The organism is Caulobacter sp. LARHSG274, from assembly GCF_052871235.1.
Genome location: NZ_JBIXJO010000004.1, coordinates 245,171 through 271,607, shown reverse-complemented (window position 1 = coordinate 271,607; position 26,437 = coordinate 245,171). Strand labels below are relative to the sequence as shown.

General features: G+C 69.1%; 25 protein-coding genes. 11 read left to right on the top strand and 14 right to left on the bottom strand.

Going from position 1 to position 26,437, the window contains the following annotated elements; all coding sequences use genetic code 11:
• Positions 1–487: 487 nt before the first annotated feature.
• The gene (locus tag ACIPQB_RS11505; RefSeq protein WP_446485361.1) at positions 488–634 is read left to right on the top strand and encodes a hypothetical protein; all 147 of its coding nucleotides are present in this window, start codon (positions 488–490) and stop codon (positions 632–634) included.
• Positions 635–766: 132 nt separating this feature from the next.
• Here ACIPQB_RS11505 and ACIPQB_RS11500 read toward each other — a convergent pair whose 3' ends face one another.
• The gene (locus ACIPQB_RS11500; RefSeq protein WP_446485360.1) at positions 767–1,270 is read right to left on the bottom strand and encodes a winged helix-turn-helix transcriptional regulator; all 504 of its coding nucleotides are present in this window, start codon (positions 1,268–1,270) and stop codon (positions 767–769) included.
• Between the two features lie 218 nt (positions 1,271–1,488).
• Here ACIPQB_RS11500 and ACIPQB_RS11495 point away from each other — a divergent pair, with 218 nt between their 5' ends.
• On the top strand, positions 1,489–2,688 hold the full coding sequence (locus ACIPQB_RS11495) for an acetyl-CoA C-acyltransferase (RefSeq protein WP_446485359.1): 1,200 nt from the start codon (positions 1,489–1,491) through the stop codon (positions 2,686–2,688).
• Positions 2,689–2,692: 4 nt separating this feature from the next.
• Here the strand turns inward: ACIPQB_RS11495 and ACIPQB_RS11490 are convergent, their stop codons facing one another.
• On the bottom strand, positions 2,693–3,274 hold the full coding sequence (locus ACIPQB_RS11490) for a DUF3617 domain-containing protein (protein ID WP_446485358.1): 582 nt from the start codon (positions 3,272–3,274) through the stop codon (positions 2,693–2,695).
• An 85-nt stretch (positions 3,275–3,359) separates the two neighbouring features.
• On the opposite strand from ACIPQB_RS11490, the gene ACIPQB_RS11485 reads away from it, so the two are divergent.
• Positions 3,360–3,632: a GNAT family N-acetyltransferase gene (locus tag ACIPQB_RS11485; RefSeq protein WP_446485357.1), complete on the top strand. Its 273-nt coding sequence runs from the start codon at positions 3,360–3,362 to the stop codon at positions 3,630–3,632.
• Here ACIPQB_RS11485 and ACIPQB_RS11480 read toward each other — a convergent pair.
• Positions 3,629–4,498, bottom strand: coding sequence for a LysR substrate-binding domain-containing protein (locus ACIPQB_RS11480; protein ID WP_446485356.1), 870 nt, complete (start codon positions 4,496–4,498; stop codon positions 3,629–3,631). The genes ACIPQB_RS11485 and ACIPQB_RS11480 overlap by 4 nt on opposite strands.
• 94 nt (positions 4,499–4,592) lie before the next feature.
• On the opposite strand from ACIPQB_RS11480, the gene bla reads away from it, so the two are divergent.
• The 3 genes from bla (at position 4,593) to ACIPQB_RS11465 (ending at position 8,798) form a co-directional block, all read left to right on the top strand.
• Positions 4,593–5,483, top strand: coding sequence for a class A beta-lactamase (gene bla / locus ACIPQB_RS11475; RefSeq protein ID WP_446485355.1), 891 nt, complete (start codon positions 4,593–4,595; stop codon positions 5,481–5,483).
• 120 nt (positions 5,484–5,603) lie between these two features.
• On the top strand, positions 5,604–8,081 hold the full coding sequence (locus tag ACIPQB_RS11470) for an MASE1 domain-containing protein (protein WP_446485354.1): 2,478 nt from the start codon (positions 5,604–5,606) through the stop codon (positions 8,079–8,081).
• A gap of 75 nt (positions 8,082–8,156) precedes the next feature.
• Positions 8,157–8,798, top strand: a complete 642-nt coding sequence (locus ACIPQB_RS11465) for a glutathione S-transferase family protein (protein ID WP_446485353.1) — start codon at positions 8,157–8,159, stop codon at positions 8,796–8,798.
• Positions 8,799–8,867: 69 nt separating this feature from the next.
• Here ACIPQB_RS11465 and ACIPQB_RS11460 read toward each other — a convergent pair whose 3' ends face one another.
• The 7 genes from ACIPQB_RS11460 to prmC all read right to left on the bottom strand — a co-directional run bounded on the left by ACIPQB_RS11460 (position 8,868) and on the right by prmC (position 17,415).
• Complete coding sequence (locus ACIPQB_RS11460) at positions 8,868–9,437, bottom strand: OmpA family protein (RefSeq protein ID WP_446485352.1); 570 nt, start codon at positions 9,435–9,437, stop codon at positions 8,868–8,870.
• A gap of 432 nt (positions 9,438–9,869) precedes the next feature.
• Positions 9,870–12,461: an ATP-dependent chaperone ClpB gene (clpB, locus tag ACIPQB_RS11455; RefSeq protein WP_446485351.1), complete on the bottom strand. Its 2,592-nt coding sequence runs from the start codon at positions 12,459–12,461 to the stop codon at positions 9,870–9,872.
• 248 nt (positions 12,462–12,709) lie between these two features.
• Positions 12,710–13,459 (bottom strand): M48 family metallopeptidase, encoded by a 750-nt coding sequence (locus ACIPQB_RS11450; RefSeq protein WP_446485350.1) that lies wholly within the window; start codon positions 13,457–13,459, stop codon positions 12,710–12,712.
• A gap of 86 nt (positions 13,460–13,545) precedes the next feature.
• Entirely contained in the window at positions 13,546–13,881 is a 336-nt protein-coding gene (locus ACIPQB_RS11445; protein WP_446485367.1) for a response regulator, read from the bottom strand.
• A 13-nt stretch (positions 13,882–13,894) separates the two neighbouring features.
• The gene (locus tag ACIPQB_RS11440) at positions 13,895–14,938 is read right to left on the bottom strand and encodes a sensor histidine kinase (RefSeq protein ID WP_446485349.1); all 1,044 of its coding nucleotides are present in this window, start codon (positions 14,936–14,938) and stop codon (positions 13,895–13,897) included.
• Positions 14,939–15,176: 238 nt separating this feature from the next.
• Positions 15,177–16,277, bottom strand: coding sequence for a DUF4167 domain-containing protein (locus tag ACIPQB_RS11435; protein ID WP_446485348.1), 1,101 nt, complete (start codon positions 16,275–16,277; stop codon positions 15,177–15,179).
• A gap of 286 nt (positions 16,278–16,563) precedes the next feature.
• Complete coding sequence (gene prmC, locus ACIPQB_RS11430) at positions 16,564–17,415, bottom strand: peptide chain release factor N(5)-glutamine methyltransferase (protein WP_446485347.1); 852 nt, start codon at positions 17,413–17,415, stop codon at positions 16,564–16,566.
• An 84-nt stretch (positions 17,416–17,499) separates the two neighbouring features.
• Between prmC and ACIPQB_RS11425 the strand changes: the two genes are divergently transcribed.
• The gene (locus ACIPQB_RS11425) at positions 17,500–17,751 is read left to right on the top strand and encodes a type II toxin-antitoxin system ParD family antitoxin (protein WP_446485346.1); all 252 of its coding nucleotides are present in this window, start codon (positions 17,500–17,502) and stop codon (positions 17,749–17,751) included.
• The gene (locus ACIPQB_RS11420) at positions 17,748–18,044 is read left to right on the top strand and encodes a type II toxin-antitoxin system RelE/ParE family toxin (protein ID WP_446485345.1); all 297 of its coding nucleotides are present in this window, start codon (positions 17,748–17,750) and stop codon (positions 18,042–18,044) included. Before ACIPQB_RS11425 ends, ACIPQB_RS11420 begins: the two co-directional genes overlap by 4 nt.
• On the opposite strand, the gene ACIPQB_RS11415 is transcribed toward ACIPQB_RS11420, so the two are convergent.
• Entirely contained in the window at positions 18,041–18,802 is a 762-nt protein-coding gene (locus tag ACIPQB_RS11415; RefSeq protein ID WP_446485344.1) for an MOSC domain-containing protein, read from the bottom strand. The genes ACIPQB_RS11420 and ACIPQB_RS11415 overlap by 4 nt on opposite strands.
• Before the next feature lie 108 nt (positions 18,803–18,910).
• Between ACIPQB_RS11415 and ACIPQB_RS11410 the strand changes: the two genes are divergently transcribed.
• Together ACIPQB_RS11410 and ACIPQB_RS11405 are read left to right on the top strand one after the other, a co-directional pair.
• On the top strand, positions 18,911–20,170 hold the full coding sequence (locus ACIPQB_RS11410) for a YihY/virulence factor BrkB family protein (protein ID WP_446485343.1): 1,260 nt from the start codon (positions 18,911–18,913) through the stop codon (positions 20,168–20,170).
• A 38-nt stretch (positions 20,171–20,208) separates the two neighbouring features.
• On the top strand, positions 20,209–20,733 hold the full coding sequence (locus tag ACIPQB_RS11405) for a GNAT family N-acetyltransferase (protein ID WP_446485342.1): 525 nt from the start codon (positions 20,209–20,211) through the stop codon (positions 20,731–20,733).
• A 66-nt stretch (positions 20,734–20,799) separates the two neighbouring features.
• Here the strand turns inward: ACIPQB_RS11405 and ACIPQB_RS11400 are convergent, their stop codons facing one another.
• Together ACIPQB_RS11400 and prfA are read right to left on the bottom strand one after the other, a co-directional pair.
• Entirely contained in the window at positions 20,800–23,814 is a 3,015-nt protein-coding gene (locus ACIPQB_RS11400) for a TonB-dependent receptor domain-containing protein (RefSeq protein WP_446485341.1), read from the bottom strand.
• A 366-nt stretch (positions 23,815–24,180) separates the two neighbouring features.
• Positions 24,181–25,245, bottom strand: a complete 1,065-nt coding sequence (gene prfA / locus ACIPQB_RS11395; RefSeq protein WP_446485340.1) for a peptide chain release factor 1 — start codon at positions 25,243–25,245, stop codon at positions 24,181–24,183.
• A 136-nt stretch (positions 25,246–25,381) separates the two neighbouring features.
• Here prfA and ACIPQB_RS11390 point away from each other — a divergent pair, with 136 nt between their 5' ends.
• On the top strand, positions 25,382–25,894 hold the full coding sequence (locus tag ACIPQB_RS11390) for a DUF1993 domain-containing protein (protein WP_446485339.1): 513 nt from the start codon (positions 25,382–25,384) through the stop codon (positions 25,892–25,894).
• A 35-nt stretch (positions 25,895–25,929) separates the two neighbouring features.
• Here the strand turns inward: ACIPQB_RS11390 and ACIPQB_RS11385 are convergent, their stop codons facing one another.
• Positions 25,930–26,409, bottom strand: a complete 480-nt coding sequence (locus tag ACIPQB_RS11385; protein ID WP_446485338.1) for a molybdopterin-dependent oxidoreductase — start codon at positions 26,407–26,409, stop codon at positions 25,930–25,932.
• Positions 26,410–26,437 lie beyond the last annotated feature (28 nt).

The window sequence follows — 26,437 nt, the reverse complement described above, 5'->3', positions numbered from 1 at the left end:
CGTCACCGATCTCCAAGCCGACATCTCAGACTTCATCAACCGCCACAACGCCGACCCAAAGCCGTTCCGCTGGACCAAGTCCGCCGACGACATCCTCGCATCCATCGAGCGGTTCTGCGTCTACAACGCGCCCGTCGAGCAATCCTGAGTTGGCGAACTTTTGAACCGGGACACTAGACTTCGCCCGCGCGGCGCCCGACCGCGCCCGCCCACCCCTTTGCAACCCAGGACCGCCGCGTCGCCGAAACCCGTGCGATTGCACGGCTGCGCCTCAAAATTCAGCAGAATAATCGCCGCCCGGGCCGGAATTGACAATACTGTTAAAAATTCAACCGCCAGGAAGAGATCCCGGCAAAAGATTCGTCAAATAAGGTGAATTTTCTCGCTTAGAGCGAGTGACAAATGAAACTTTTGTGGCATCCATGCGTCTCTACTGCACGCCGCGGCGAAGTTTTTGACGCGTTTGTAGAATTTGGAGTTGAGAGCCATGGCCAGCACCGCCTACACCCACAAGCACCAGCAGCATCACCACCAGCCCGATCGTCACATCTCGCTGACCAAGCTGGGCGTGATCGGCGCGACCGTCGCCCTGTGGGCCGGCGTGATCGTCAGCCTGTCGGCCATCATCCGCTAATCGGCCTACCGTTCCGCACTGGCCAATTCCCGATGCGTCCGGAGTCCGCCTGCGGCCAAGTCTGGATCAGCGCTCGCGCCTGATGGCGCCCAGCCTGAACAACACGGCGACGGACCGGACTGAGACGACGGCCTATTCGGCGGCGATGGCGGCCGAGGCTTCCAGCGCCTCGCCCACGGTCAGGGCCGGTTCCTCGTGCACCACGCGGGTCAGCTCGCGCGGATCGATCACCTGGCTGCAGGCCTCGCAGGCCAGGCGCGGGTGGAAGTCGCAGCCGCAGGTCTTGTGCACGAAATGCACCGGACCGTTGCCGACGCCATAGACGTGGCGATCGCCCCACTCGGCCATGGTCAGCAGAACCGCCGACAGCTCGCGCCCCTTGGGGGTCAGCACATATTCCTGCCGCGGCGGGCGCTCGGAATAGCGCCGCGGCGCCAGCACGCCGTGCCCGACCAGGCTTTTCAGCCGGGCGGCCAGCACGTTGCGGGCCACGCCCAGCCGCTCCTGCCATTGCTCGAACCGCTTCACGCCCTGGAAGGCGTCGCGCAGGATCAGCAGGGTCCAGGGATCCCCGACCACCTCGAGCGTGGCGGCGATCGAGCAGCGTTCATTGGTGTAGTCGGCGGTGCGGCCCATGCTCGAAACCTGACGCTTTCCCTCGGGGAATGCAAGGGTTGCGTTTGCAGACGAACACGAGTAAGTTTTTATTCGCAATTGACTCTCTCGGTTTGTTGCACGACTGGGCGACGGCCGGAACGCTGTTCCGCCGCCGCCCTTTTTCGCGGAATGGTCTTGCCCTCGACAGGCCGCAGGAGGTTTATTCCGCCACCCTTTCCCAAGGTCGGAGTTCATCCATGTCCTCGCCCCATGCCGCCGGCGATCCGGTCGTCATCGTCGCCTTCGCCCGCACACCGATGGGCGGCTTCCAGGGGACCCTGGCCGGCGCCAAGGCGACCGAGCTGGGCGCCACGGCGGTGAAGGCGGCGATCGCGCGGGCCGGCGTCGCCGGCGAGCAGGTCGAGCAGATCTTCATGGGCTGCGTGCTGCCGGCCGGCCTCGGCCAGGCCCCCGCCCGCCAGGCGGCGGTCGGGGCCGGCCTGCCGCTGTCGGTCGAGGCCACCACCGTCAACAAGATGTGCGGCAGCGGCATGCAGGCGGCGATCATGGCCCATGACGCCCTGCTGGCCGGCAGCGCCCAGCTCATCGTCGCCGGCGGCATGGAGAGCATGACCAACGCCCCCTATCTGCTGTCCAAGCACCGCTCGGGGGCCCGCATCGGCCACGACCAGATGTGGGATTCGATGTACCTGGACGGCCTGGAGGACGCCTATACCCCCGGCAAGCTGATGGGGGCCTTCGCCGAGGACACCGCCGCCGACTATCAGTTCGGCCGTGACGCCATGGACGCCTACGCCGTCGCCGGCCTGGCCAAGGCCAGGGCCGCCGTCGAGGGCGGCGCCTTCAAGGCCGAGATCACCTCCGTCAGCGTCGTCACCCGCAAGGGGACCGAGGTCGTCGACACAGATGAGCAGCCGCTGAAGGCCGATCCCGCCAAGATCCCGACCCTGCGCCCGGCCTTCAGCCGCGACGGCGGGATCACCGCGGCCAATTCCTCGTCGATCAGCGATGGCGCGGCCGCCCTGGTGATGACCCGCCAGAGCGTCGCCGAGCGCCTGGGCCTGCCGGTGGTCGCCCACGTCGTCGCCCATGCGGCCCACGCCCATGAACCGAGCCTGTTCACCACCGCCCCGGTCCCGGCCATGCGCAAGGCGCTGGCCAAGGCCGGCTGGACGGTGGGCGACGTCGACCTGTTCGAGGTCAACGAGGCCTTCGCCGTGGTGGCGATGATCGCTCAGCAGGAACTGGGCTTCGACGCCGATCGGCTCAATGTCAACGGCGGGGCCTGCGCCCTGGGCCACCCGATCGGGGCCAGCGGCGCCCGCATCCTCTGCACCCTGATCTCAGCCCTGCAGGCGCGCGGCGGCAAGCGGGGCCTGGCCAGCCTGTGCATCGGCGGCGGCGAGGCCACGGCCATGGCGGTGGAGCTGGTCTAGCCCCCTACCCGCCCGAAACCGTCTTGGTCAGCAGGTTCATCCGCCGGCCGCCGGGCATCTCCATGTCGCCGGCGGTCCAGCCGGACGGACAGGCCCCGGACCATTCGGCGGTCATGGTCATCTTGTGCTCGCCGTTCATCGTCGGCTGGGCGGCGCCGGTCGTGGTGGCGGCGATGTCCATGACGTAGCGGCTGTCGAAATCGCCGGTCACATGGATGTTGCTCCGGTTCTGGCCGGCCGCGCCCAGATCGCAGCTGGAGACGATGGTCCAGTCGCCTTCCGGGCCGCGGGTCATCTGTTCCTGCCGGCACCGGCCGCCGCCGTCCTGCGACCACAGACCCAGCTTCTGGTCGGAGGTCTCGTCGACGCAGTAGCGGAAGGTGCGGCTGAAGCCCTGCAGCGCCATGGTCTGGGTCCACAGGCCCGGCTTGCGCCTGGGGGCCGCGGCCTGGAACACCTTGGCCGGCGCGGCCGCCGGCGCGGTCGTAGCGGCCCCCTCGGCCGGCGCCTTCGCGGCCGGCTTCTCGCCGCAGCCCGCCATCGCCGCCACAATCCCGACGGCCAGAATTCCCGTCAAACCCCGCATCGCCCCGCCTCCCTCGCGCGTTAGCTCCCCCGACCGCCAGTTGTGATCCTTGGCGCCCCGCCCCGTCCAGCCCCATATGCCAACCATGACAGACGCCTTCAGCCACAACCCCGCCAAGAGCCGCTACGAACTCGAAGTCGACGGCCGCATCGCCTTCGCCGACTACCAGCGCAGCGGCCATCGCCTGGTGATCCCCCACGTCGAGGCCGACCCCGCCCTGCGCGGCACCGGCGCGGCCGGACGGCTGATGCGGCAGGTCACCCAGACCGCCCGTAGCGAGGGCATGAAGATCGTGCCGCTGTGCGGCTACGCCTCGGCCTGGCTGCGGCGGAACGATCCGGAGATGATTGCTAGTTAGGCCTGCGCCGCCTCGACCAGCCAGTCCCGGAACGCCGCCAGCGCCGGCGTCATGGCCCGCGACTTCAGCCAGGTCAGCCAGTACCGCCCCGCCGACACCTCCAGCGCGAACGGCCGCGCCAGCCGGCCCTGCTCAAGGTCGCGCGCGAACATCAGCGGCGGGGCCAGGGCGACGCCGGCGCCCTGCATCGCCGCCTCGACCATCACCCAGGAGGAGTCGAACACCGGCCCGCGGATCGGCGGTGGCGCCAGGCAGGCGGCGGCGAACCAGTCGGGCCAGTCGTCGGCGCGGTAGCTGCGCAGCAGCACCTCCGAAGCCAGGGCTTCCGGCGTCCGCAGCCGCTCGGCCACGACCGGCGCGCACAGCGGCGTCATCGGCGCGGCCAGCAGCGGCGCGGCCTCCGTCCCATGCCAGGCCCCGTCGCCGAACCGCACCGCGCAGTCCAGCCCCTCGCCGGCGATGTCGATCCGGTTGTTGTTGGTGAACAGGCGCAGGTCGATGAACGGATGGGCCTCACGGAAGGCCGGCAGCCGCGGCAGCAGCCAGCCGACCGCGAAGGTGCCGACCACCCCGACGCTGAGCACCTCCATCACCCGGCCGCCGGAGAACCGCTCCAGCACCTCGCCCATGCGCTCGAAGCTGTCGCGCAGCACCGGCAGCAGGGCCAGGCCCTCGTCGGTCAGGGCCAGGCCGCGCGGCAGGCGGCGGAACAGGCTGGCGCCGAGCCGCTGCTCCAGTCCCTTGACCTGATGGCTGACGGCCGCCTGGGTCACGCACAGCTCGATCGCCGCCCGGGTGAAGCTGAGATGCCGGGCCGAGGCCTCGAAGGCCCGCAGGGCGTTCAACGGAAGCTGCGCGCGGCTCATTCCAACACCCAAATTTTCCTAGGGTCTTGTGCGAACTATCATCGTTTGTCGATCCCGTCACGGTCCGCGCATCTTGCCGGACAGGGAGACCCCGATGATCGACAGAAGACTTCTGCTGAGCGCGTTCGCCGGCCTGCCGGCCCTGGCCATCGCCCGCCCCGGCTTGGCCGCCCAGAGCGTCCGCCTGACCAGCGGCATTAGCCGCAGTATGGTCGCCCTGGAGTCGCGCAGCGGCGGCCGCCTGGGCGTGGCGGCCCTCGACACCCGCACCGGCGCCGCCTTCGGCCACCGGGCGGACGAGCGCTTCCCGCTGTGCAGCACCTTCAAGGTCCTGGTTGCGGGCCTGGTGCTGTCGCGGGTCGACCGGGGCCTGGAGCGGCTGGACCGCCGGATCGTCTACGGCAAGGAAGCGCTGCTCTTCACCTCGCCGGTCACCGAAAAGCATGTCGGCGCCGGCCTGACGGTCGGCGAACTCTGCGAGGCGACGGTCACCCGCAGCGACAACGCCGCCGCCAATCTGCTGCTCGACAGCTTCGGCGGTCCGCCGGCCCTGACCGCCTTCCTGCGGACCCTGGGCGACCCGGTCACCCGGCTGGATCGTCATGAGCCGGACCTGAACGAGGCCCGCCCCGGCGACCCGCGCGACACCACCTCGCCGCGGGCGATGCTGGGCAGCGTCCGGGCCCTGACCCTGGGCGCGGCGCTGTCGTCGGCCTCGCGCCAGCGCCTGGTCGACTGGCTGGTCGCCAACCAGACCGGCGACCGCCGCCTGCGGGCCGGCCTGCCGCCCGGCTGGCGGGTCGGCGACAGGACCGGCAGCGACGGCAGGACCACCACCAACGACGTCGCCGTGATCTGGCCGCCCGGCCGGCCGCTGCTCCTGGTCGCCGCCTATCTGACCGGCGCCGCCATCGACGACGACGCCCGCAACGCCGTGATCGCCGAGGTCGCCCGGATCCTGGTCTCGGCCGGGTTCGGGCGCTAACCCGGCCGCCGTCACAGCCGCAACGCCCTGAAGCCACTGTTCCTTAAGGCAATGGGCCTAAAGATGGGCCTTGGACGCCCCAGCTTCGCCCGGAAGCGGGGCTCCCAGGACGCAGGCGGAATGGCAGAGACGACGACGGCGCCCGGCTGGAAGGGCGGCGACCTCCTGAAGGACGCGGCCTATGTCGTGGTCGGCGCCCTGGGCTATGCGGTGCTGGCCTATCTCTGCGTCGAGTTCCCCAGCGCCTATGGCCAGGTGACGCCGATCTGGCTGTCCAACGGCTTCGGCGTGGCCGCCCTGCTGTCGAGCCGCGGCCGCCACTGGCCGGCCCTGCTGCTGGGATGCCTGGCCGGCGGCCTGTCGGCGGGCGCCCATGTCGGCGACCCGCTCGTCGTCAATATCGTGCTGGTCGGCTGCAACGTCCTGCAGATCTTCGTTTGCGCCTGGGGCGTGCGCCGGTTCGCCGGCGACGAGGTCGATCTGGGCCAGCCGCGCGACATGATCGCCTTCGCCCTGGTCTGCGGCCTGCTGGGACCGCTTATGACCAGCGCCGTCGCCGCCAGCCTCCACACCGCCATGCGCGGCGGCGACCTGCTGACCAATATCGCCACCTGGACGCTGGGCGACATCCTGGGGATGATGACCATCACCCCCTGCATGCTGGCCCTGGTGCGCGCCCCGGACTATCTGCGCCAGCGGCCGCTGTCGATCAGCGGCGTCGCCAGCCTGGCCCTGCTGCTGGCGGTGACGATCGCCGTCTTCGCCCAGTCCCGCTATCCGCTGCTGTTCATCGTGCCGCCGATGATGCTGCTGGTGGCCTGGCGGCTGGAGGTGCTGGGCGCGGCCCTCAGCGCCACCCTGGTGGCGGCCGTGGCGGTGCTGTTCACCCTGGCCGGCCATGGCCCGATCGCCCTGATGCAGCACGGCTCGCAGGGCCAGGCCATCGTCCTGCAGCTGTTCCTGGCGGTTGCGATCTTCGTCAGCCTGCCGGTCGCCTCGATCGAACGCCGCCGGCGCCAGATGCTGCGCAACATGACCGAGGCCAACGCCTGCGTGGCCCGCAGCGAGGCCCGCTATCGCCTGCTGGCCGAGACCGCTCAGGACATGATCATCCACAGCGACATCCACGGCGTCGTCCAGTACGCCTCGCCGGCCTGCCTGGCGGTCACCGGCTATGCGCCCGAGGAGCTGGTTGGCCGCGAAGGCATGCGGGTGGTGCATCCCGACGACATGGCCCGGGTCCGCGCCGCCGTGGAGGCCCAGCTTCCGGCCCGCACCCAGAACCGCATCGAGTACCGTGCCGTGCGCAAGGACGGCGGCGAGATCTGGCTGGAGTCGCGCCCCGCCCTGCTGCGCGACCCGGTCACCGGCCGGGCCACCGGCATCATCGACATCGTCCGCGACGTCACCGAACAAAAGGCCATGGAATGCCAGCTGCGCCAGGCGCGGGCCGCGGCCGAGACGGCGGCGGCGGTGAAGGGCGAGTTCCTGGCCAATATGAGCCATGAGCTGCGCACGCCCCTGACCTCGGTGCTGGGCTTTGCGCGCCTGGTCGACGACGAGCCGGACCTGTCGCCCGACGCGCGGCGGTTCATCGGCCGGGTGCTCAGCGGCGGCAAGGCGCTGCTGACCACCATCAACGACATTCTCGACTTCTCGAAGCTGGAAGCCGGCCATCTGGAGCTCGATCCCGAGCCGGTCGCCCCGGCCCAGCTGATCGAAGAGGCGCTGGAGCTGTTCTCGCTGGAGGCCCAGGCCAAGGGCCTGCCGCTGCGGGCCGAGGGCCTGGCCGACCTGCCGGCCGAGCTGCTGATCGACGGCGGCCGCCTGCGCCAGGTGCTGCTGAACCTGGTCGGCAACGCCATGAAGTTCACCGAGACCGGCGCGGTGACCGTCGAGGCCCGCTACGACGCGGCCGGCCAGCGCCTCGACCTGGCGGTCTCCGACACCGGTCCGGGGGTGGCGTCCGACGACGTCGACCTGTTGTTCCGCCGCTTCTCGCAGGTCGACGGCGGCCTGACCCGCAAGCACGGCGGCACGGGCCTGGGCCTGGCCATCTGCAAGGGCCTGGTCGAGGCGATGGGCGGCGAGATCGGCGTGACCAGCGTTCCCGGCCACGGCGCTCGCTTCCACTTCCACATCGCCGCCCCGCCGGTGGTCGAGGCCGAGGCCGAGGTCGCCGAGCCGGACGAACCCTCCAGCCTGCCCCCGGCCTGCCGGGTGCTGGTGGTCGACGACAATCCGGCCAATCGCGAGCTGGTCCACGCCATCCTGACCGCCATGGGCGCCCAGGTCGACGAAGCCGTCGACGGCGAGGCCGGCGTGGCTGCGGCGACCGCCGCGCCGTTCGACGCCATACTGATGGACCTGCGCATGCCGCGGCTCGACGGCGCCCAGGCCGCCGCCCGCATCCGCGGCGAAGGCGGCCCCAACGCCCGCACCCCGATCATCGCCTTCTCGGCCGACGCGCGGTCCGGCGGGCCGGGCGAGGTCTTCGACGGGGCGGTGTCCAAGCCGATGACCGCCGCCGGCCTGGTCGGCGCGCTGAACGCCGCCATGACCTCGGCGCCCGCCCGGGCGCTGGAGCCCCTGGCCTGATCGAAGATCGCTCGGGGCGACATTGCGCCGTCAAACGAGAGCGCTAGGATCGCGCCACCTTAAAGGGAGGCCGCCATGAGCGAAGAACTCGTTTTCTACACCAACCCCATGTCGCGCGGACGGATCATCCGCTGGATGCTGGAAGAGACCGGCGCCGCCTATCGCACCGAGATCCTCGACTTCGCCAGCACCATGAAGGCACCGGCCTATCTGGCGATCAACCCGATGGGCAAGGTGCCGGCGATCACCCATCGCGGCGTGACCGTCACCGAGGGCGCGGCGATCTGCGCCTATCTGGCCGACGCCTTCCCCGCGGCCAACCTCGCGCCCGCCACCAGCGACCCGCAGCGCGGCGTCTATTACCGTTGGCTGATGTTCGGCTGCGGCCCGCTTGAGGCGGCGGTGACCAACAAGTCGATGGGCTTCGAGGTCCCGGTCGAGCGGCGGGTGATGGCCGGCTACGGCTGCCTGGAGCACACGCTGGACGCCCTCGAACAGGCGGTCGCCGGCCGCCAGTACCTGGCCGGCGACCGGTTCTCGGCGGCCGACGTCTATGTCGGCGCGCAGATCGGCTGGGGCATGATGTTCGGTTCGATCGACAAGCGCCCGGCCTTCCAGGCCTATTGGGCGGGGCTGAGCGAACGTCCGGCCGCCAAGCGGGCGGCGGAGATCGACGACGCCCTGATCGCCGCGGCGAAGGAAAAGGCTGACGCCTGACGGCGGGATTTCCGCCGCAAAGGGCCGGAGGGGGACCGCGCGAGCGATCCCCCTGCCGGTACGCGGTACTTAAGCCAACACCTGGATCACCACCCGGCGGTTCTGCGCCCGGCCGTCGGGGGTGTCGTTCGGGGCGACGGGATCGTCTTCCCCGTACGAGATCGTCGCGATCCGGTTCAGGGGCACGCCCTGCTTGCTGAGGAACTTGCGCACAGCCTCGGCCCGGGCGCCGCCCAGGTTTTCGTTGTAGGCGGGATCGCCGGTGCTGTCGGTGAAGCCCTGGACCTCGAGATAGACGTTCTTGTTGTCGCCCTTGAGCTTGGCCGCGAAGTCGGCCAGGCGCTGCTCGGCCTCCGGCGACAGCTCATGCTTGTTGAGGGGGAACTTCACGCTGTCGTCGCTGAGCACTACCGAATAGAGGAACTTGCCCTCGGCCAGCTTGCCGGCCTCGGTGGCGCGCTGCAGCGCCTCCTGGGTCGTCTTGTCCAACTCGCCCAGGTGGGTCTCCTGAGCATCGACCCGGGTGGTGACCTGGCCCACCTGGGTATTGACGTACTTCTTGGTGGCGCAGCCGCTGACGGACAGCCCGCCCACGAGCAGAGCGCTCACCATCATCATCTTGTATTTGCCGCTAACCATGGGTTGCCTTCCGCTTGTTTAGAGTCGAAACACCAAGCTGAGCTGTAGAACAACACAGCGGCGGCGCTTCTTCACTCGAAACCGACATCCGAAAGCGGCGAATTCTGGGCCTGTTCTGGACGAACTTGGTCCGGTCGCCGAGGGATTCCGCGCCACTTCTTAAGTAACGCGCGCGTACGCGGATCGGCCGCCTGGGTTCCCAAGAAATATTTTTACGATTGGTGCAATCAGATCGCGAACTCAGGTAAAGACAACTATTCGCTGGGGGCCCTCGCCTTGGGCGGTCCTGGGGTCGTCCGGCGGGCTCGCAGCTGCCCTTGGGCGCGGCGGTCGGGGTCTGTACAGGTGTGATTTGGCCCTATCGCCGTTGCGGCGCAAGGGCCCTGAACGACAAAGGGCGGAACCCGCCGGATTCCGCCCTTCGCCAACGCCCTATTGCAGCGTCGCCTTGCCGATCGCCAGGCCGCCGTCGCCGGCCCCGACCGCGATCACCCCGCCGTCCTCCAGCTCGCCGCCGAGCAGCTTCTTGGCGATCGGGTCGACCAAGTCCTTCTGGATCACCCGCTTGAGCGGCCTGGCGCCATAGACCGGGTCATAGCCCTTGTCGGCCAGCCACTGCAGGGCCTCGGCGTCGAGCGCCAGGGTCATGCGGCGCTCGGCCAGCATCTTGTCGACCCGCTGCAGCTGAATGCGGACGATGTCGCCCATGTTCGCGCGCGACAGGCGCTTGAACAGGATGATCTCGTCGATCCGGTTGAGGAACTCGGGCCGGAAGTGGCCGCGCACCGTGTTCATCACCAGCGGGCGAACTTCCTCGACGTCGGACCCGTCCTCCTGGCCGGCCAGGTATTCGGAGCCGAGGTTGGAGGTCATGATGATCAGGGTGTTCCTGAAATCGACCGTCCGACCTTGCCCGTCTGTGAGACGGCCATCATCCAGCACTTGAAGGAGCACGTTGAAGACGTCGGGGTGGGCCTTCTCGATCTCATCGAACAGCAGCACCTGGTAGGGCCGCCGGCGCACGGCCTCGGTCAGGGCCCCGCCCTCGTCGTAGCCGACATAGCCGGGGGGCGCGCCGATCATCCGGCTAACCGAGTGCTTTTCCATGTACTCGCTCATGTCCATGCGGGTGATCGCATGCTCGTCGGCGAACATGAACTCGGCCAGGGCCTTGGTCAGCTCGGTCTTGCCCACGCCCGTCGGGCCCAGGAACAGGAACGAGCCGATCGGCTTGGACGGGTCGTGCAGGCCGGCCCGGGCGCGGCGGACGGCGTCGGACACCGCCTCCAGCGCCTCGTCCTGGCCGACGACGCGGCCGCGCAGGGCGTCCTCCATCTGCAGCAGCTTCTCGCGCTCGCCTTCCAGCATCTTCTCGACCGGCACCCCGGTCCAGCGGCTGACCACCGCGGCGATCTGCTCGGCGTCGACGACTTCGGGAGTCAGGGCCTTGCCGCCCGCGCCGTTCTCGCCGGCCTCGGCCTCGGCCAGGCGGCGTTCCAGGGCGGGGATCTCGCCGTACTGGATCTGGCCGGCCCGGGCGAAGTCGCCGGCCCGCTGGGCCGTCGCCAGGTCGGCGCGCAGGCGGTCCAGGGCCTCGCGGGCCTGGGCGGCGCCGCCGACCTTGTCCTTCTCGGCCTTCCAGCGCGCCGTCATCTCGTCGGAGCGGAACTGCAGGTCGTCGATCTCGGTCTCGAGGTTTTCCAGCCGCTGCTTGGAGGCCGCGTCGGTCTCCTTGCTCAGGGCCTCGCGCTCGATCTTCAGCTGCACCAGGCGGCGGTCGATCTCGTCGAGCTCCTCGGGCTTGCTGTCGATCTGCATCCGCACCCGGCTGGCGGCCTCGTCGACCAGGTCGATGGCCTTGTCGGGCAGGAAGCGGTCGGCGATGTAGCGGTTGCTGAGGGTGGCGGCGGCGACGATGGCGCTGTCGCTGATCCGCACCCCGTGGTGGACCTCGTACTTCTCCTTCAGGCCGCGCAGGATCGAGACGGTGTCCTCCACCGTCGGCTCCTGCACGAACACCGGCTGGAAGCGCCGGGCCAGGGCGGCGTCCTTCTCGACGTGCTTGCGGTACTCGTCGAGCGTGGTGGCGCCCACGCAGTGCAGCTCGCCGCGGGCCAGGGCGGGCTTCAGCAGGTTGGAGGCGTCCATCGCCCCGTCGCTCTTGCCGGCTCCGACCAGAGTGTGCATCTCGTCGATGAACAGGATGATCGAGCCCTCGGCGGCCGTGACCTCGCCGAGCACGGCCTTCAGCCGCTCCTCGAACTCGCCGCGGTACTTCGCGCCGGCGATCAGGCTGCCCATGTCGAGCGACAAGAGCTTCTTGTCCTTCAGGCTCTCGGGCACGTCGCCATTGACGATGCGCTGGGCCAGGCCCTCGACGATGGCGGTCTTGCCGACCCCGGGCTCGCCGATCAGGACGGGGTTGTTCTTGGTGCGGCGGCTGAGCACCTGGATCGTGCGGCGGATCTCCTCGTCGCGGCCGATCACCGGGTCGATCTTGCCGTCTCGGGCCGCCTGGGTCAGGTCGCGGGCGTAGCGCTTCAGCGCGTCATAGCCTTCCTCGGCGCTGGCGCTGTCGGCGGTGCGGCCCTTGCGCACGGCCGCAGCGGCGGTCTCCAGGCCCTGGGCCGAGGCCCCGGCCTCCTTCAGGACCTTGGCCGCGTCGCCGCCTTCCTTGGCGATGGCGATCAGCAGCCGCTCGGTGGTGACGAAGGCGTCGCCGGCCTTCTGGGCGCCGGTCTCGGCGGCGTCGAACACCCGGGCGGTGTCGGGCTTCATGTAGAGCTGGCCGCCGGCCCCGTCGACACGGGGAGTCTTGGCCAGCAGGGCGTCGGTCGCCGCATCGGCGGCGTCGGGCCGGCCGCCGGCGCTCTGGATCAGGGCGCGGCTCAGGCCGTCCTTCTCCTCGAGCAGGACCTTGAGCAGGTGTTCGGGGCCAAGCTGCTGGTGGCCGCGGGCCAGGGCCAGGCTCTGGGCCGATTGCACGGCTTGCTTGGCGCGGTCGGAATAGAGGTCGATCTTCATGATATCCCCAGTTCAGGCGGATTGAGCCGGGTCGCCTTGATCAAGCGCAACCCGTCCCACGGGGATGTAGTGTGGCCGATCCGCCACACAAGGCCGCCTGCCGGAACCTGTCTTCTCCTCCCCCGCCAAGCGGGGGAGGTGGCGCGATGCGAATACGCATCGTGACGGAGGGGGCGTCGTGTGGCGGCCGAACGCCCCCTCCGACCGCTTCGCGGCCACCTCCCCCGTTGCACGGGGGAGGAGAACCCCTACCATCCCCTTTGGGCGATATAGGCTTCCAGCGCCTGGATCCGCGCGGCGTCGGACGGGTGGGTCGAGGCGAACTGCGGGGTGTTGGGGCCGCCGTTGGCCTGCATGTGCAGCCACAGGATCACCGCCTCGCGCGGCCGGTAGCCGGCCCGCTGCATGAAGTCGACGCCCAGGCGGTCGGCCTCCAGCTCCTGCCTGCGCGAGAACGGCAGCAGGAAGCCGTACTTGGCGCCCGCCCCGCCATAGCTGTTGATCGCCCGGGCCGCGTCGGATGATCCCGCCGCCGCGCCCAGCACGCCCAGCACCAGGCTGGAGGTCAGGGTCTGCGACTGGCGCTCGGCGGCGTGGCGCGCGACCACGTGGCCGGCTTCGTGCCCGATCACCGCGGCCAGCTGGTCGTCGTTGTCGACCAGGTTCAGCAGGCCCGTGGTCACGCCCACATGGCCGCCGGGCAGGACGAAGGCGTTGGGGGCGTTGTCCTCGAACACCGCATAGTCCCAGGGCCGCTGGCCCAGGCCGGCGGCGTTGACCACCCGCTGACCGACGGCGCGCACGCGGACGTTGGAGGCCCGGTCGCGGCTGACGGTGCTCTTGGCCAGGGCCTGGCTCCAGGCCTGCTCGCCGGCCTGGGCCAGGCTGGCGTCGTCGACGATGGTCATCTGCTGGCGGCCCAGCTCGGGATTGTAGGCGCAGGCGGTCAGGCCCTGGGCGGCGAGGATCAGGGCGAGGGTGGCGAACGCGGGACGCAAGGCGGGACTCCGGCGGAAGAAGGGACGGCCCCACCTTGGCGGATCGGGACCCCGCTTGTCCACGCGCCAGACGGGCGCCGGCCGCTTCAATCGCCTCGGGAAGACTCGATCACCTGGGCCAGGCGTCGCGGATCGATCGGCTTGGACAGCACCGGCACGTCGCGCAGGTCCAGGCGCACGCCCTGCTCGCCATAGCCGGTCACGAAGGCGAACGGGATCTTGCGCTCGCGCAGCACGTCGGCGGCGGCGAACGAGGTCTCGCCGTCGAGATTGACGTCCAGCAGGGCGAAGTCGAAGACCGCGGTGCGCGCCGCCGCCTCGGCCTCGGTCGCCGAGCAGACCGGCCCGATGATCGCGCAGCCCAGGTCGCCCAGCAGGTCCTCGACCAGCATGGCGACGAACAGCTCGTCCTCGACGACCAGTACGCGAAGCGGCTCAGGCGGCGCCGCGGGTGAAGCGGCTGGGCTCTCCGGGCTTGGCGAACTCGGACGTGATCGTGCAGACGACGCCGGTCGGCGGGTAGTCGAGCCGGACCTCACCGCCCAGTTCCCGCGCCAACCCGCCAGTGATGAGACGGCTGCCGAAGCCCTGGCGGCTTGGCGTGCTGACCGAAGGGCCATCGATTTCCTCCCAACGCAATTTCAGGCGCTCGACCCCGTCATCGTTGACGCGCGCCCAGGTCAGGGCCACCCGCCCCGTCTCGTTGGACAGTGCGCCATACTTCGTCGCATTGGTCATCAATTCATGCAGGGCGAGGGACAGCGACAGCGCCGCCTTGGGCGCCAGCCGCAGGGGCGGCCCGTCGATCCTGAATCGAGTCGAATCGCCGTGCGATCCGATCAGCGAGGCGACCACGTCGCGCAGGTCCGCTCCGTCCCAGCTCTCGCGGGTCAGGATGTCGTGGGCGCGGGCCAGGGCCAGCAACCGGGTGTTCAGGGAATCGCGGGCGCCGTCCAGGTCGGTGGCGTTGCGCAGGGTCTGGCCGGCCACCGACTGCACCGTGGCCAGGGTGTTCTTGACCCGGTGATTGAGCTCGTTGACCAGCAGCAGCTGCAGCTCCTCGGCCCGCTTGCGCTCGGTGACGTCGCGCATCACCCCGGTGAAGAAGCGCTTGCCGTCCTCGCGCCACTCGGCGATCGACAGCTCCAGCGGAAAGGTCGAGCCGTCGCGCCGCCGGCCGGAGACCTCGCGGCCGATGCCGATGATCCGCCGCTCGCCGGTCTCGCGATAGCGGCCCAGATAGCCGTCGTGCTCGGCGTGATAGGGCTCGGGCATCAGGATATGGATGTTGCGCCCGAACATCTCCTCCGACGAATAGCCGAACAGGCGCTCGGCGGCTGGGTTGAAGGCCTCGACCCGGCCCATCTCGTCGATCACCACGATCGCATCGACGGCGGTGTCGACGATGGCGCGATAGCGCGCCTCGACATCGCTCGGGCTGACGTCGTTTCGACGCTCGGTGTCCACAATTCCGGGCATGGCCGGTTCGCCCCCTTCAGCGAGGGACAAGCTTAGCGTCGAAGTTGTGATCCGCCTAGGAACTTATCCTTAACGGGAACGCAGGCGCCACGCCTATTTCCCGTCCGCGTAAAGTTTGACCACCTTGCAGAGGAATTGACGGCCGGGTCGGCGACGATGGTCTGCAGCTGGTAGGCGGGGAACCCGGGCAGCCCCTGCGGGCTGGGCTCGGGTTCCCCGTACAGGTCGGGCGAGACCTCTACGCCTCTTCGGACTCCGAAGCCGGAGCGCCCTCGAAGCTGCGCGGGGCGCGGCGGCGGCGGGGTTTCTTGACCTCTTCGCCCTCGGCCGTTGGAGCGGCGGGCGCGGCCTCGGCCGGCGCTTCGGCGCGCAGGGCCTTGCGGCCGAGGAAGGCCGGGGCGTGGCTGACGTCGCCGTCCTGGCCGCGCAGCAGGGGCGAGCCCTGGCTGGCGGAGGCTTCCGGCAGCGGCGTGGCCTGGGGCTCGATCACCGCCAGCGGATCCCGGTCGCGCGGCGCGCGTTCGCGGCGCGGACGCTCGCGGCGGGCCTCGACGGGCGCCTCGGACGGCTCGGCGGCGACAGGCCGGTCTTCACGGGGGCGCTCGTCGCGGGGTCGGTCGTCACGGAAGCGGTCTTCGCGCGGCCGATCGTCACGGGGGCGGTCATCCCGCGGGCGGTCTTCACGAGGACGTTCGTCGCGGGGACGCTCGTCACGAGGACGATTGTCCTGCTGGCGATCCTCGCGCGGCGGGCGGTTGTCGTCGCGGGGACGGTCCTCGCGGTCACGCCAGCGGTCGCGGCGGCCCTGGCCCTGGCCTTGTCCGCCCTGGCCTTCGAAGCGGTCGCGGTTCTCGCGGGGGCGGTCGTCGCGCGGACGATCGTCGCGCTGGCGGTTCTCGAAGCGGTCGCGGCGGTTTTCGCCGCCCTGGCCGTCGCCGCTGTCGCCTTCGCCCTGGGGCTCGGCCTGGACGGCTTCGGGCGCTTCGGACTGTTCTTCCGGCTCGGCCTCGAAATCGATCTCGTAGGCCGAGTAGGCGTCCTTGCCGATGATGTCGCTGACCGGCCGATTCGGCTGAATGGCCCGCAGGACGCGGAAATAGTGCTCGGCGTGCTGCAAGTAGTTCTCGGCCAGCACCCGGTCGCCGGACGAGGTCGCGTCGCGGGCCAGCTGCTGGTACTTTTCGTAAACGCTCTGGGCCGCGCCGCGAACCTTGACGCCTTCGGGGCCGTTCGAATCGAAGGCCCGGTTGGCGTTGTGCTGCTGAGGCTTGCCGCCGCCGCCCGCTCCGCCGCGATTATTGCGGCCGCGCTGGCGCTTCATGCCCTTGAAATCTCTCATCTTCTCTTCTGAACCTATCCGGGGGCGATCATCGTCGCGTCCGGCTGTTTGGTCTCTTGAGCGGGGTGGAACCCTTTAGGTCCTGCCTTCGATGTCCTAGAGACGCTGGTTTCCGTAGAGCCTCCGCCCGGTTCGGGCGCGGCGATCGGCATGGTCGGCCGTTCGCGCCTGCCGGGGGAGTCCTACGATCGTCAGGAACGATCGCTCTTCCCGTCACCCGGCGATTTGGAAGGAGACATTACTCGTCTAGCGCCTCATGTCTGGCTTTCCAAGGGATTTTTCAAGGTCACGGCCTGGAACCGGTGACAACGCGGTCGTGGGTGGAAAGGTCCTTGACGGTGCGGACATTGTCGGCCCCCGCCTGGCGGAACAGCGCCTCGACCGCCTGGGACTGGTCGTAGCCGATCTCGACGGCGAACATCGCCCCGGGCTTGAGCACCCGCAGGATCTCGCCGGCCAGCAGGCGATAGGCGTCCAGGCCGTCGGGCCCGCCGTCCAGGGCCAGGCGCGGCTCATGGTCGCGCACCTCGGGCTCGAGGGTTTCGATCACGTGGGTGGCGATATAGGGCGGGTTGGAGACCACCAGGTCGAAGCTGGCGTCGCCCAGGCCCGTGGTCCAGTCGCCGCGCAGCAGGGCCGCGCGGCCGTCGAGGCCGAGATTGGCGGCGTTCTCGCGGGCCACCGCCAGCGCCTCTTCGGAGACGTCGATTCCCAGCCCCTTGGCGGCCGGGCGCTCGGCCAGCACCGCCAGCAGGATCGTGCCCGAACCGACGCCGAGGTCGAGCATGTGGAAGGCCATCTGCTCGGGGAAGGCCTTGAGCACCTCGTCGACGATGACCTCGGTCTCGGGGCGCGGGGTCAGGACGTTCTTGTTGACCTGCAGCAGGATCTTCCAGAACCCCTTGCGGCCGATGATGTGGCTGACCGGCTCGCGCCGGGCGCGGCGGTTCAGGAAATCGTCCAGCGTCGCCATCTGGGCTTCGGTCAGCACCCGATAGGGATCGGTGATGATATCGGTGCGGGTGACGTCGGCGGCCACCTCCAGCAGCAGGCGGGCGTCGATGGCCGGCTGGTCGATCTGAACGGTCTTCAGACGATCCTTGGCGGCGTTCCAGGCTTTGACGAGGGTCAGGGTCATGGGCGGCTCCTTAGCGCGTCAGAAGCGACAGGGCGATATTGAGATGGGTACCAATTTTTGGTACTCTGTTGGTCGGAGGATACGATGAGCAAGAACACCTCTATCAGCCTCGGCGACCATTTTCAGGCCTTCATTGAAGGCCAGATCAGCGACGGCCGCTATGGCTCAGCCAGCGAAGTCATACGGGCAGGACTGCGGTTGCTGGAGGAGCGAGAAGCACGATTGGCGGCTCTACGCGCTGCATTGATCGAAGGCGAGGAAAGCGGCTTTATCGAGGACTTCGATTTCGACGCCTTCATCGCGGAAAAGCTCCAGAGCGAAGGTGTATCGGAGTGAAGGCCTACCGGCTTTCACACAAAGCCCGTCGTGACCTCGACAACATCTGGGACTATTCGCGCGGCCAGTGGGGCGCCAGGCGAGGCGCAACCTATCTTCACGATATACGGACCGCGATAGAACTGGTGGCGGAACGCCCGTCCGTTGGAGCTGTGCTCGAAGACCTTCCGGCTTATAGAAGGCGACCTGTCGGCTCACACATGATCCTCTATCGCCTTCAAGACGGCGTGATCATGATCGTCCGCGTGCTGCATCAGAACATGGACGCCACGCGCGCATTGTCAGAGCACTAAGCCAACTCCACCCCATCCCCCTCGCGCACCGCCCCGCCCTGCTCCACCTTCAGATAGACGCCGCAGTGCATGTGGCCGTAGAGGTCGAACAGCGCCTTGACCACCTCGATGTCGCGCTCGGCGGTGGTCGGGTCGACATGGGTGGCGGCGCAGCGGACGATGGGCTTGAGCACCTCGGCGCGGGCCTCGCCGACCCGCATCGCCCGGCCGGTCCAGTCGTTCTCGACCCAGGCCGGCCAGCCCTCGACATAGAGGTTGGCGCGGAACCGCAGGGGATCGACCGGGCGGCCCAGCCGATCCTGCAGGTCGCGGACGCTGGCCAGGTTGACGACCGAGACGAAGCCCGAGCGGCTGTCCATGAAGCGGTGGGCGCCCGGCCCGGCGATCACCCGCAGCGGCCCGCGGGCCTCCTCGCCCAGCAGGGCCGCCAGCCAGGCCTCGAAGCCGCGCCGTCCGGGATCGGCGCGCAGGTCGCCGGCGAAGTCGGCCTGGCCCTCGGCGCGGGCGGTCAGCACGCCGCTGGCCTCGTCATAGGCGGTGCGGGCCCGGGCGACCCGCGGGATCTTGGCCAGCACCGTGAACTTCATCTTCGAGACGTGGTCCGGCGCGGCCGGATCGAAGCCGCTGGGCCCGTCCTCGACGGCGTAGAGCCGGTCGCAGGGAAAGCAGGCCCCGGCCGCCAGCTCGACCTGGCTGAGGCGTTCGGGCGTGAACCCCTTGACGGGATGGCGATAGAGGGCGGCGACCTGGGCTTGCATGGCGGCAAAATCAACGAGGACGACGGCCGAGGCAAGGCTTGGCCGCGAACAACTTGCGCTTTAGGAACTAGGGCGCCGCTGCGGGATTTCCCATGCGGGAGGCCGCGCATGACCGACAACACGCCACGACGCCCCATCCGGTCGTGGATCGCTTCCCGCCCCTATCACCTGGCGCCCTGGATCGTGCTGCTGGCCCTGGCGCCCTTCGCCTTCCCTCGGCGCGCGCCGGGCTCGTCGGAAACCCCGATCGAACACCCGCCCGGCCTGTCCGAAGACCGGGCCATGCCGCCGCACGAATTCGACGAGGCCGAGCCCCGGCGCGGCCGGGCCGCCCGCCAGCCGCACCATATCCCCTGGCGCGGCTGGCGCGACATCCTCTGGCGCACCGGCCGCGAGATCGGCGCCGACGGCTTGCCGGCCGTGGCCGGGGGCGTGACCTTCTACACCCTGCTGGCCATCTTCCCGGCCATCGGCGCCTTCGTGGCCCTGTACGGCCTGTTCGCCGACGTCGGGGCGGTCGAGAAGCAGCTGCAGGAGATGTCGAGCGTCTTCCCCGCCAGCGTCGTCCAGATCATCGGCGAGCAGATGCTGCGCCTGGCCAGCCAGGAGCAGGCCAAGCTGGGCGTGGCCTTCGTGGTCAGCCTGCTGCTGTCGATCTGGAGCGCCAACGCCAGCATGAAGGCGCTCTTCGACGGGCTGAACGTGGCCTATGACGAGGAGGAGAAGCGGCACTTCTTCGCCAAGACGGCCCTGACCTACGTCTTCACCTTCTGCGCCCTGATCTATGCGGTGGTCATCGCCGCCGTGCTGATCGCCGCCCCGATCGCCTTCAAGGCCCTGGGGCTGGGGGCGATCGGCGGAGTGTGGATTCCGCTGCGCTGGTTGGCGGTGCTGGCGGTGACCGCCTTCGCCTTCGCCTTGCTCTATCGCTTCGCCCCCTGCCGGGCCCGGCCGCGCTGGCGCTGGGTGGTGCTGGGGGCGGTGTTCGGAGCCGCCGCCTGGCTGGGCGGCTCGCTGGGCTTTTCGCTCTATGTCAATCGCCTGGCCCATTACGACGCCACCTACGGCCCGCTGGGGGCGGTGATCGCCTTCATGGTCTGGATGTGGTTCTCGATCCTGACCGTGCTGATCGGGGCCGAGCTGAACGCCGAGATCGAACACCAGACCGCCATCGACTCCACCACCGGTCCGGAGCTGCCGATGGGCCAGCGCGGCGCGGCCATGGCCGACACCGTCGGCCTGGCCTTCCACCCCTGGGAGGTGATCAAGCGCGAGGCCGGCACGGTCAAGCGGGTGTCGGGCCGCTACTGGACCCGCGCCTCAGGCTGGGGCCGGACCCGGCCGCCGCCTTCGCAGGCCGACGACTGAAGCTTGGCGACGGCGACCCGGCTCGCTAAGTCTGGCCGATGATCTTCGCCCCCGCCGCCGAACCCGACTTCCCCGCCATCGTCGCCCTGGTCAATTCCGCCTATCGCGGCCAGGGCGCCCAGGCCGGCTGGACCACCGAGGCCGGCTATATCGACGGCCAGCGCATCGACCTGGACACCCTGCGCCAGGACCTGGCCGACAGTCCGCAGGCCGTGCTGCTGACCCTGCGCGACGCGGCCGACGGTCCGCTGCTGGGCTGCGTCTGGCTGGAGCCGGCCGACGACAAAGCCTGGTACCTGGGCATGCTGACCATCCGCCCCGACCTGCAGGACCGCCGGCTGGGCGCGACCCTGCTGGCCCAGGCCGAGGCCCACGCCCGCGACCAGGGCGCCCGCCGCATCCGCATGACCGTGGTCCACATTCGCGACACCCTGATCGCCTGGTACCAGCGCCGCGGCTACGCCCTGACCGGCGAGACCCGCCCCTTCCCGCACGGCGACGACCGCTTCGGCAAGCCGCTGCGCGAGGACCTGCGGTTCGTGGTGATGGAAAAGGCGGTCTGAGGCGGCGGCAAAGAAAAAGGGCCGGCTCCTCGCGGAGCCGGCCCTCTCTCTGCAAGAAGCCGCCGCTTAGAACTTGAAGCGGATGCCGGTCTTGAACGTCCGGCCGATCAGGCCGGCATAGTGGAAGGTCGTCAGGTAGTTCGGAGCGCTGGCATAGGCGCCCGGCGCGACCGGGGCCCGCTCGTTGAACACGTTGCCCACGTTCACAAAGGCCGTGACGTTTTCAGTCACGTCCATCGTGCCGTTCATGTCGACGTTGATGAACTTCTTGATGTAGCAGAACCGGTCGCCCAGCACCTTGTCGCCGGTCGCATACTGGTTGAACGAGACGCAGTCGGTGCTCGCCCGCTGGTCGGCGGCGACCGACTTGATCTTGCCGACATAGTAGGCGGTGGCCGACAGGCTGTAGCGGCCGAACTCGACCGTGTTCTGCCAGTTGCCGCGCCAGTCGGGCGTGCCGTTGCCCGACGACAGCTGGTACGGCCCCAGCGTGCCGGCGTACTTCTGCACGCCGTCGGAGGTGTGCAGATCGTACTTGAGGACGTGGGTCGCTTCGATGCGGCTGGTGAACTTGACGTCGTAGGGCAGCGTCGTCTTGACCGTCGCCGAGAAGTCGATGCCGGAGGTCTTGGCGAAGTTCACGTTCTCATAGGGCGCGTTGATGATCAGGACGCGCGGCAGGGCGTTCGGGAACAGCGGATCGGGCGCATCGACCAGGTTGCACGAATAGCCCGGCCCGACGGCCGCCACCGCGGCGCAGGCGTCCGCGGCGTTGGTCTTCGAGTAGTAGGCGTCCTTCGCCTTGGCGAGCAGCGGGCCGGCGACGATCAGGCGCGACTTCTTCACGTCGTAGTAGTCGACGGTCAGGCTGAGCCACGGGGTGGGTTCGGCGATCAGGCCGGCCGTGAAGCTACGCGACAGTTCAGGCTTCAGCTTCGGATTGCCGCCATAGCCGCCGCCCAGTCCATAGGATTGGGCGTAGGGGTTGGTGTTGCCGGCTGACACCAGACCGCCGTGGGCGTTCTGGAACGAGGCCGGCGTCGCATAGGTCGCGAAGCCGGCATATTGGCTGGCGGCGTTCGACTCGGCGAAGGTCGGCGCCCGGAAGCCCTTGGAGAACGTGCCGCGGAACGCCAGCTGCCGCAGTGGCGTGTATTTCACGCCAATCTTCGGCGAGAAATGGCTGAAGCCTTCCGAATAGTGGTCGTACCGGCCCGAGGCGTTGACTTCGAGGTTGTCCAGCACCGGGGCCAGCAGTTCGGCGTACGCAGCCGAGACAGTGTGCTTGCCGAACGCCGACGAGGTGGTCAGCGAATAGGTGTCGAGCTTGGCGTTCTGGTTGTTGTTGGTCAGCTCTTCACGACGAACCTGGCCGCCGACGGCCAGTTGCATGTCGCCGCCCGGCAGGGCCCACAGACGCTTGGTGACCGAGGCGTCGAGCGACATCATCGTCGCATCCGACGGGGTCTTGATGTTGGGCGAGACGAAGTTGCGAATCGCGGCGCTGTTATTGCTCGGGTTCACGAAGTCGTAGGCGCCGGTATTGATCGCGTTCATCAGGTTCGCGATGTTGAGGTAGCCGTACTGCGTGATGCTCAGCTTGTCCTTGGCGCCGACGGCTTCGACCCGCCAGTTCCAGTCGCCATCGACATCGCCCTTCAGGCCGGCGGTGCCGCGGATCACTTCATTGGTGCGATCGCTGCCGGCGGGGATGTCACCGAACAGGTAATAGATGCGGGCCGCGTTGTTCGCCGGATCGGCGCCGCCGAGAGCGGTGGCGTAGGGATTGTTCGGGTTCAGGCGCCGATCAGCGGCGGCGGCGCAGTTGGCGCCCGCCGAGCAGATCCAGACCGGCAGCACCAGACCCGGGTTGCTTGAGGCCTGCGAGGCCAGCCCGCCGAAGGGCTGGGTGTTGCGCAGGGCGCGCGGCTGGTTCTTGATGCTGACGAAGTCACGCGAATAGCTGCCGGTCGCGTAGGCCTCGATATTGTCGGCCAGACGCACGCTCAGCCGCGTGTTGAACGCATAGCGCTCCTGCTTCGGCGCGATCTGGTTGTAGAGGTCGACCAGATCGTACTTGCAACCCGTGCCGCGCGCGCCGCCGCTCGTGGCGTTGTAGGTTCCGCCAAGGCAATTCAGGTTCAGCGTCGTGTAGTTGCTGTAGTTCTGAACGAGGCCCTTGGAGTCGATGTAGGTGCCGTCGGCGAACGGAACGGCGCCGCCGGCCAGGGGATTGTTCAAGTCGGTCTGAGTCGTGCGCACGACGACCGCGCTGGGGGTCGCCGTGGTCAGCGAACTGTCGGCGGTGTTGTTGTCGAGACCGCCGATCGGCCGCAGGTCCAGGGTGTTGTAGGGGAAGCCGCGGCTGTGGTTGGTGACGCGGCCGTCCTTCTGGTATTCGCCGTTGACGTAGAAGTTCCAGCCCTTTTCGGCATAGTCGCCGAAGCCGAGCGTCAGGTCGCCGCGGGTGTGGCGCGCGTCGCGTTCCTGGCTCTGGCCGAACTCGGCGCTGCCGGCGATGCCGTTGAACTGCTTCTTCATGATCAAGTTGACGACGCCGCCGATGGCGTCGGCGCCGTAGGTCGAGGACGCCCCGTCCTTCAGCACCTCGACGCGGTCGATCAGGCTGAACGGGATGCTGTTGAGGTCGACATAGGCGTTGTGGCCGTCGTCGCTGATCGGGAAGTTGGCCGAGCGCAGGCCGTCGACCAGCACCAGGGTCGACGAGACGCCCAGGCCGCGCAGCGAGACGGCCGCGCCGCCGGCGCTGAAGCCGCTCTGGAAGCCGGTGCCGATCGAGCCGGCGCCGTCGGCCGAGATCGAGCGGATGGCGTCGGTCGCCGTGGTGATGCCGGCGCGTTGCAGGGTCTCGGTGGTCAGCACGGTGACCGGCGACGGGGTCTCGGTGTCAGTGCGGCGGAACAGCGAACCGGTGACGACAATCTCTTCGACTTCGGTTTGCTCCGGAGCCGCCGGCGCGGCGGTCTGAGCCGCCGCCTGGGTCGCGCCGAGCATCGCCACGGCCGCGCCGCAGATCATCGAGGAGGCCAGCAGGCGCTCCCGAACAGACGTAATTTTCAAGGTAAAGATCCCCAATGGCATCGATGTCATCTGCGACACCGGCCGCACACTTCCCGAAGGTTCAGAATTTTGAACCCGGTTGCGGCGGAGCTAGGGGTAGGATCGACCTGCGGTCAATGCGCTTTTCAGGCCTGCAATCTCAACCGGCTCTTCGTGTCGCATTATCGCCACACATTGCATACCTGATATTTATCGTTTTGCGATAGCAATGTTCTGCGCACCAAGCGAAGGCCGTTTCCCCGAGCAGGAAAGGCGCAAAACGGCAAGGCTCTTACCGGCTTCCGGCTGGCAAAAAGGGCTCGCCGCACCAGACGGACGCAAGGCCGGCGCCGCCGGCCGCGGACCCTCGCCGCCGAGCGCCGAACCTCAGCCCTCTTCCAGGCTCGCCAATCGCGCCGCCTGGTCCTCGGCGATCAGCGGCTTGATCACGTCGTCCAGGGCCTCGCCCTCGATCACCTTGGCCAGGTTGTAGAGGGTCAGGTTGATGCGGTGGTCGGTGACCCGGCCCTGGGGGAAGTTGTAGGTGCGGATCCGCTCGGAGCGGTCGCCGCTGCCGACCTGGCTCTTGCGGGCGTCGGAGCGGGCGCTGTCCAGGGCCTCGCGCTGCATGTCGTAGAGCCGGGCCTTGAGGTTCTTCATCGCCCGGGCGCGGTTCTGGTGCTGGCTCTTCTCCGAGCTGGTCACCACCACCCCGGTCGGCAGGTGGGTGATGCGCACGGCCGAATCGGTCTTGTTGACGTGCTGGCCGCCAGCCCCGGACGAGCGGTAGGTGTCGATCCGCAGGTCGCTGTCCTTGATGTCGATCTCGACGTCCTCGGCCTCGGGCAGCACCGCCACCGTCGCCGCCGAGGTGTGGATGCGCCCTTGCGCCTCGGTCTCGGGCACCCGCTGCACCCGGTGGACGCCGCTCTCGAACTTCAGCCGGCCGAACACGCCGTCGCCGGTGATCGAGGCGATGATTTCCTTGTAGCCGCCCATCTCGCCCTCGGAGACGCTGTCGACCTCGACCTTCCAGCCCTGCAGCTGGGCGTAGCGCTGGTACATGCGGAACAGGTCGCCGGCGAACAGGGCCGCCTCGTCGCCCCCCGTGCCGGCCCGCACTTCCAGGATGGCCGAAGCGTTCTCGTCCTTGTCCTTGGGGGCCAGCATCAGGGCCAGGTCGCGCTCCATGGCCGGCAGCTTGTCGTCCAGCGCCCGGATCTCGTCGGCGACCATGGCCGCCATCTCCGGATCGCCGGCCATCTCCTCAAGTTCGGCGCGCTCGGCGGCCAGCTTGGTCAGGGCCTGGACGGCCTCGGCCACCGGCCGCAGTTCGGCGTGCTCCTTGGAGAGCTTGACGATCTCGGCGCCGTCGGTCGCGGCCCCCATGCGGGCTTCGACTTCACGGAAGCGGTCGAGAACTTGGTCGAGGCGGGCCTGGGGCAGTCGCAAGGGGGAACGTCACATCGGTTGGCGGGCGGCCTCTGTACCGCTCGAACGGCGCGGCGTCACCCCGTCTACAAAGCTTCACGGCGGCTTCCTATCTTGGCGGGGCCGGGACCACCCCGGCCCAGCTCCGGAGCTTTCCATGTCGCTTACGATGCATCGCGCCACCGTTCCCGTCCTCGCCCGCGCCCTGAAGGTGCTGGCCACCCTGCTGGAGAAGGGCGAGGCCCACGCCAAGGCCCAGGGCCTGGACCCGGCCGCCCTGGTCGGCGCCCGTCTGGCCGAGGACATGCTGCCGCTGTCGGGCCAGGTGCAGCGGGCGTCGGACTCCGCCAAGGGCGCCGTGGCCCGGCTGACGGGCGTGACGGCCCCGGCCATGCCCGACGAGGAGACGACCTTCGCCGAGCTTCAGAAACGCATCGCCGACACCCTGGCCTTCGTCGAAAGCGCCGATCCCCAGGCCTTCGAGGGCAGCGAGGACCGCACGGTCGAGCTGCCGACCCCGAGCGGTCCCCTGCCCTTCACCGGCGAGGACTATCTGCTCGGCTTCGTCCTGCCGAACGTCTTCTTCCACGTCACCACGGCCTACGATATCCTGCGGCACAAGGGCGTGCAGATCGGCAAGCTCGACTATCTGGGGCAAATCCGGAGCTGAGCGAGGCGCCCTCGCCTCCCCAGAGCCGAGGGCGTTCAGAACGCCGGCTTGACCTCGATCGACACCACCTGGCGCGGCGAGCGCGAGGGATGCAGGTCGCCGTCGACCACCAGGCGGTAGGGCCCCTCCTTGGCGTCGAGCGGCTGGCCGTCCTTGGTGTCGGCGATGATCACCGGATTGGTGCGGTAGAACGGGTCGGTCTCGGCCAGGGACAGGATGCTGGTGAAGCCGTCGGCCGCCTTGGCCACCACCACCTGGTTCAGGTAACGGCCCATCAGCCGGTCGCCCGAGACCACGCCGGCCTTCAGCAGGGCGGCGTTGAGCACCGCCCCCTCGAAGGTCACCGCATGGCCCTTGGCCTGGAAGGTCGCCTTGGCCCGCGGCAGGGCCTTGAGGTCGGCGGGTGTCAGGACGATGGAGTCGCGGCCGACCACCGTGACCTTGAGGCCCTGGGCCAGGGCGGGGGTCCAGGCCAGGGCGGCGACGGCGGCGGCCAGGGCGAGCGGGAAGCGCATGGGGCGAACCTTCGATTGAGCCCCGATC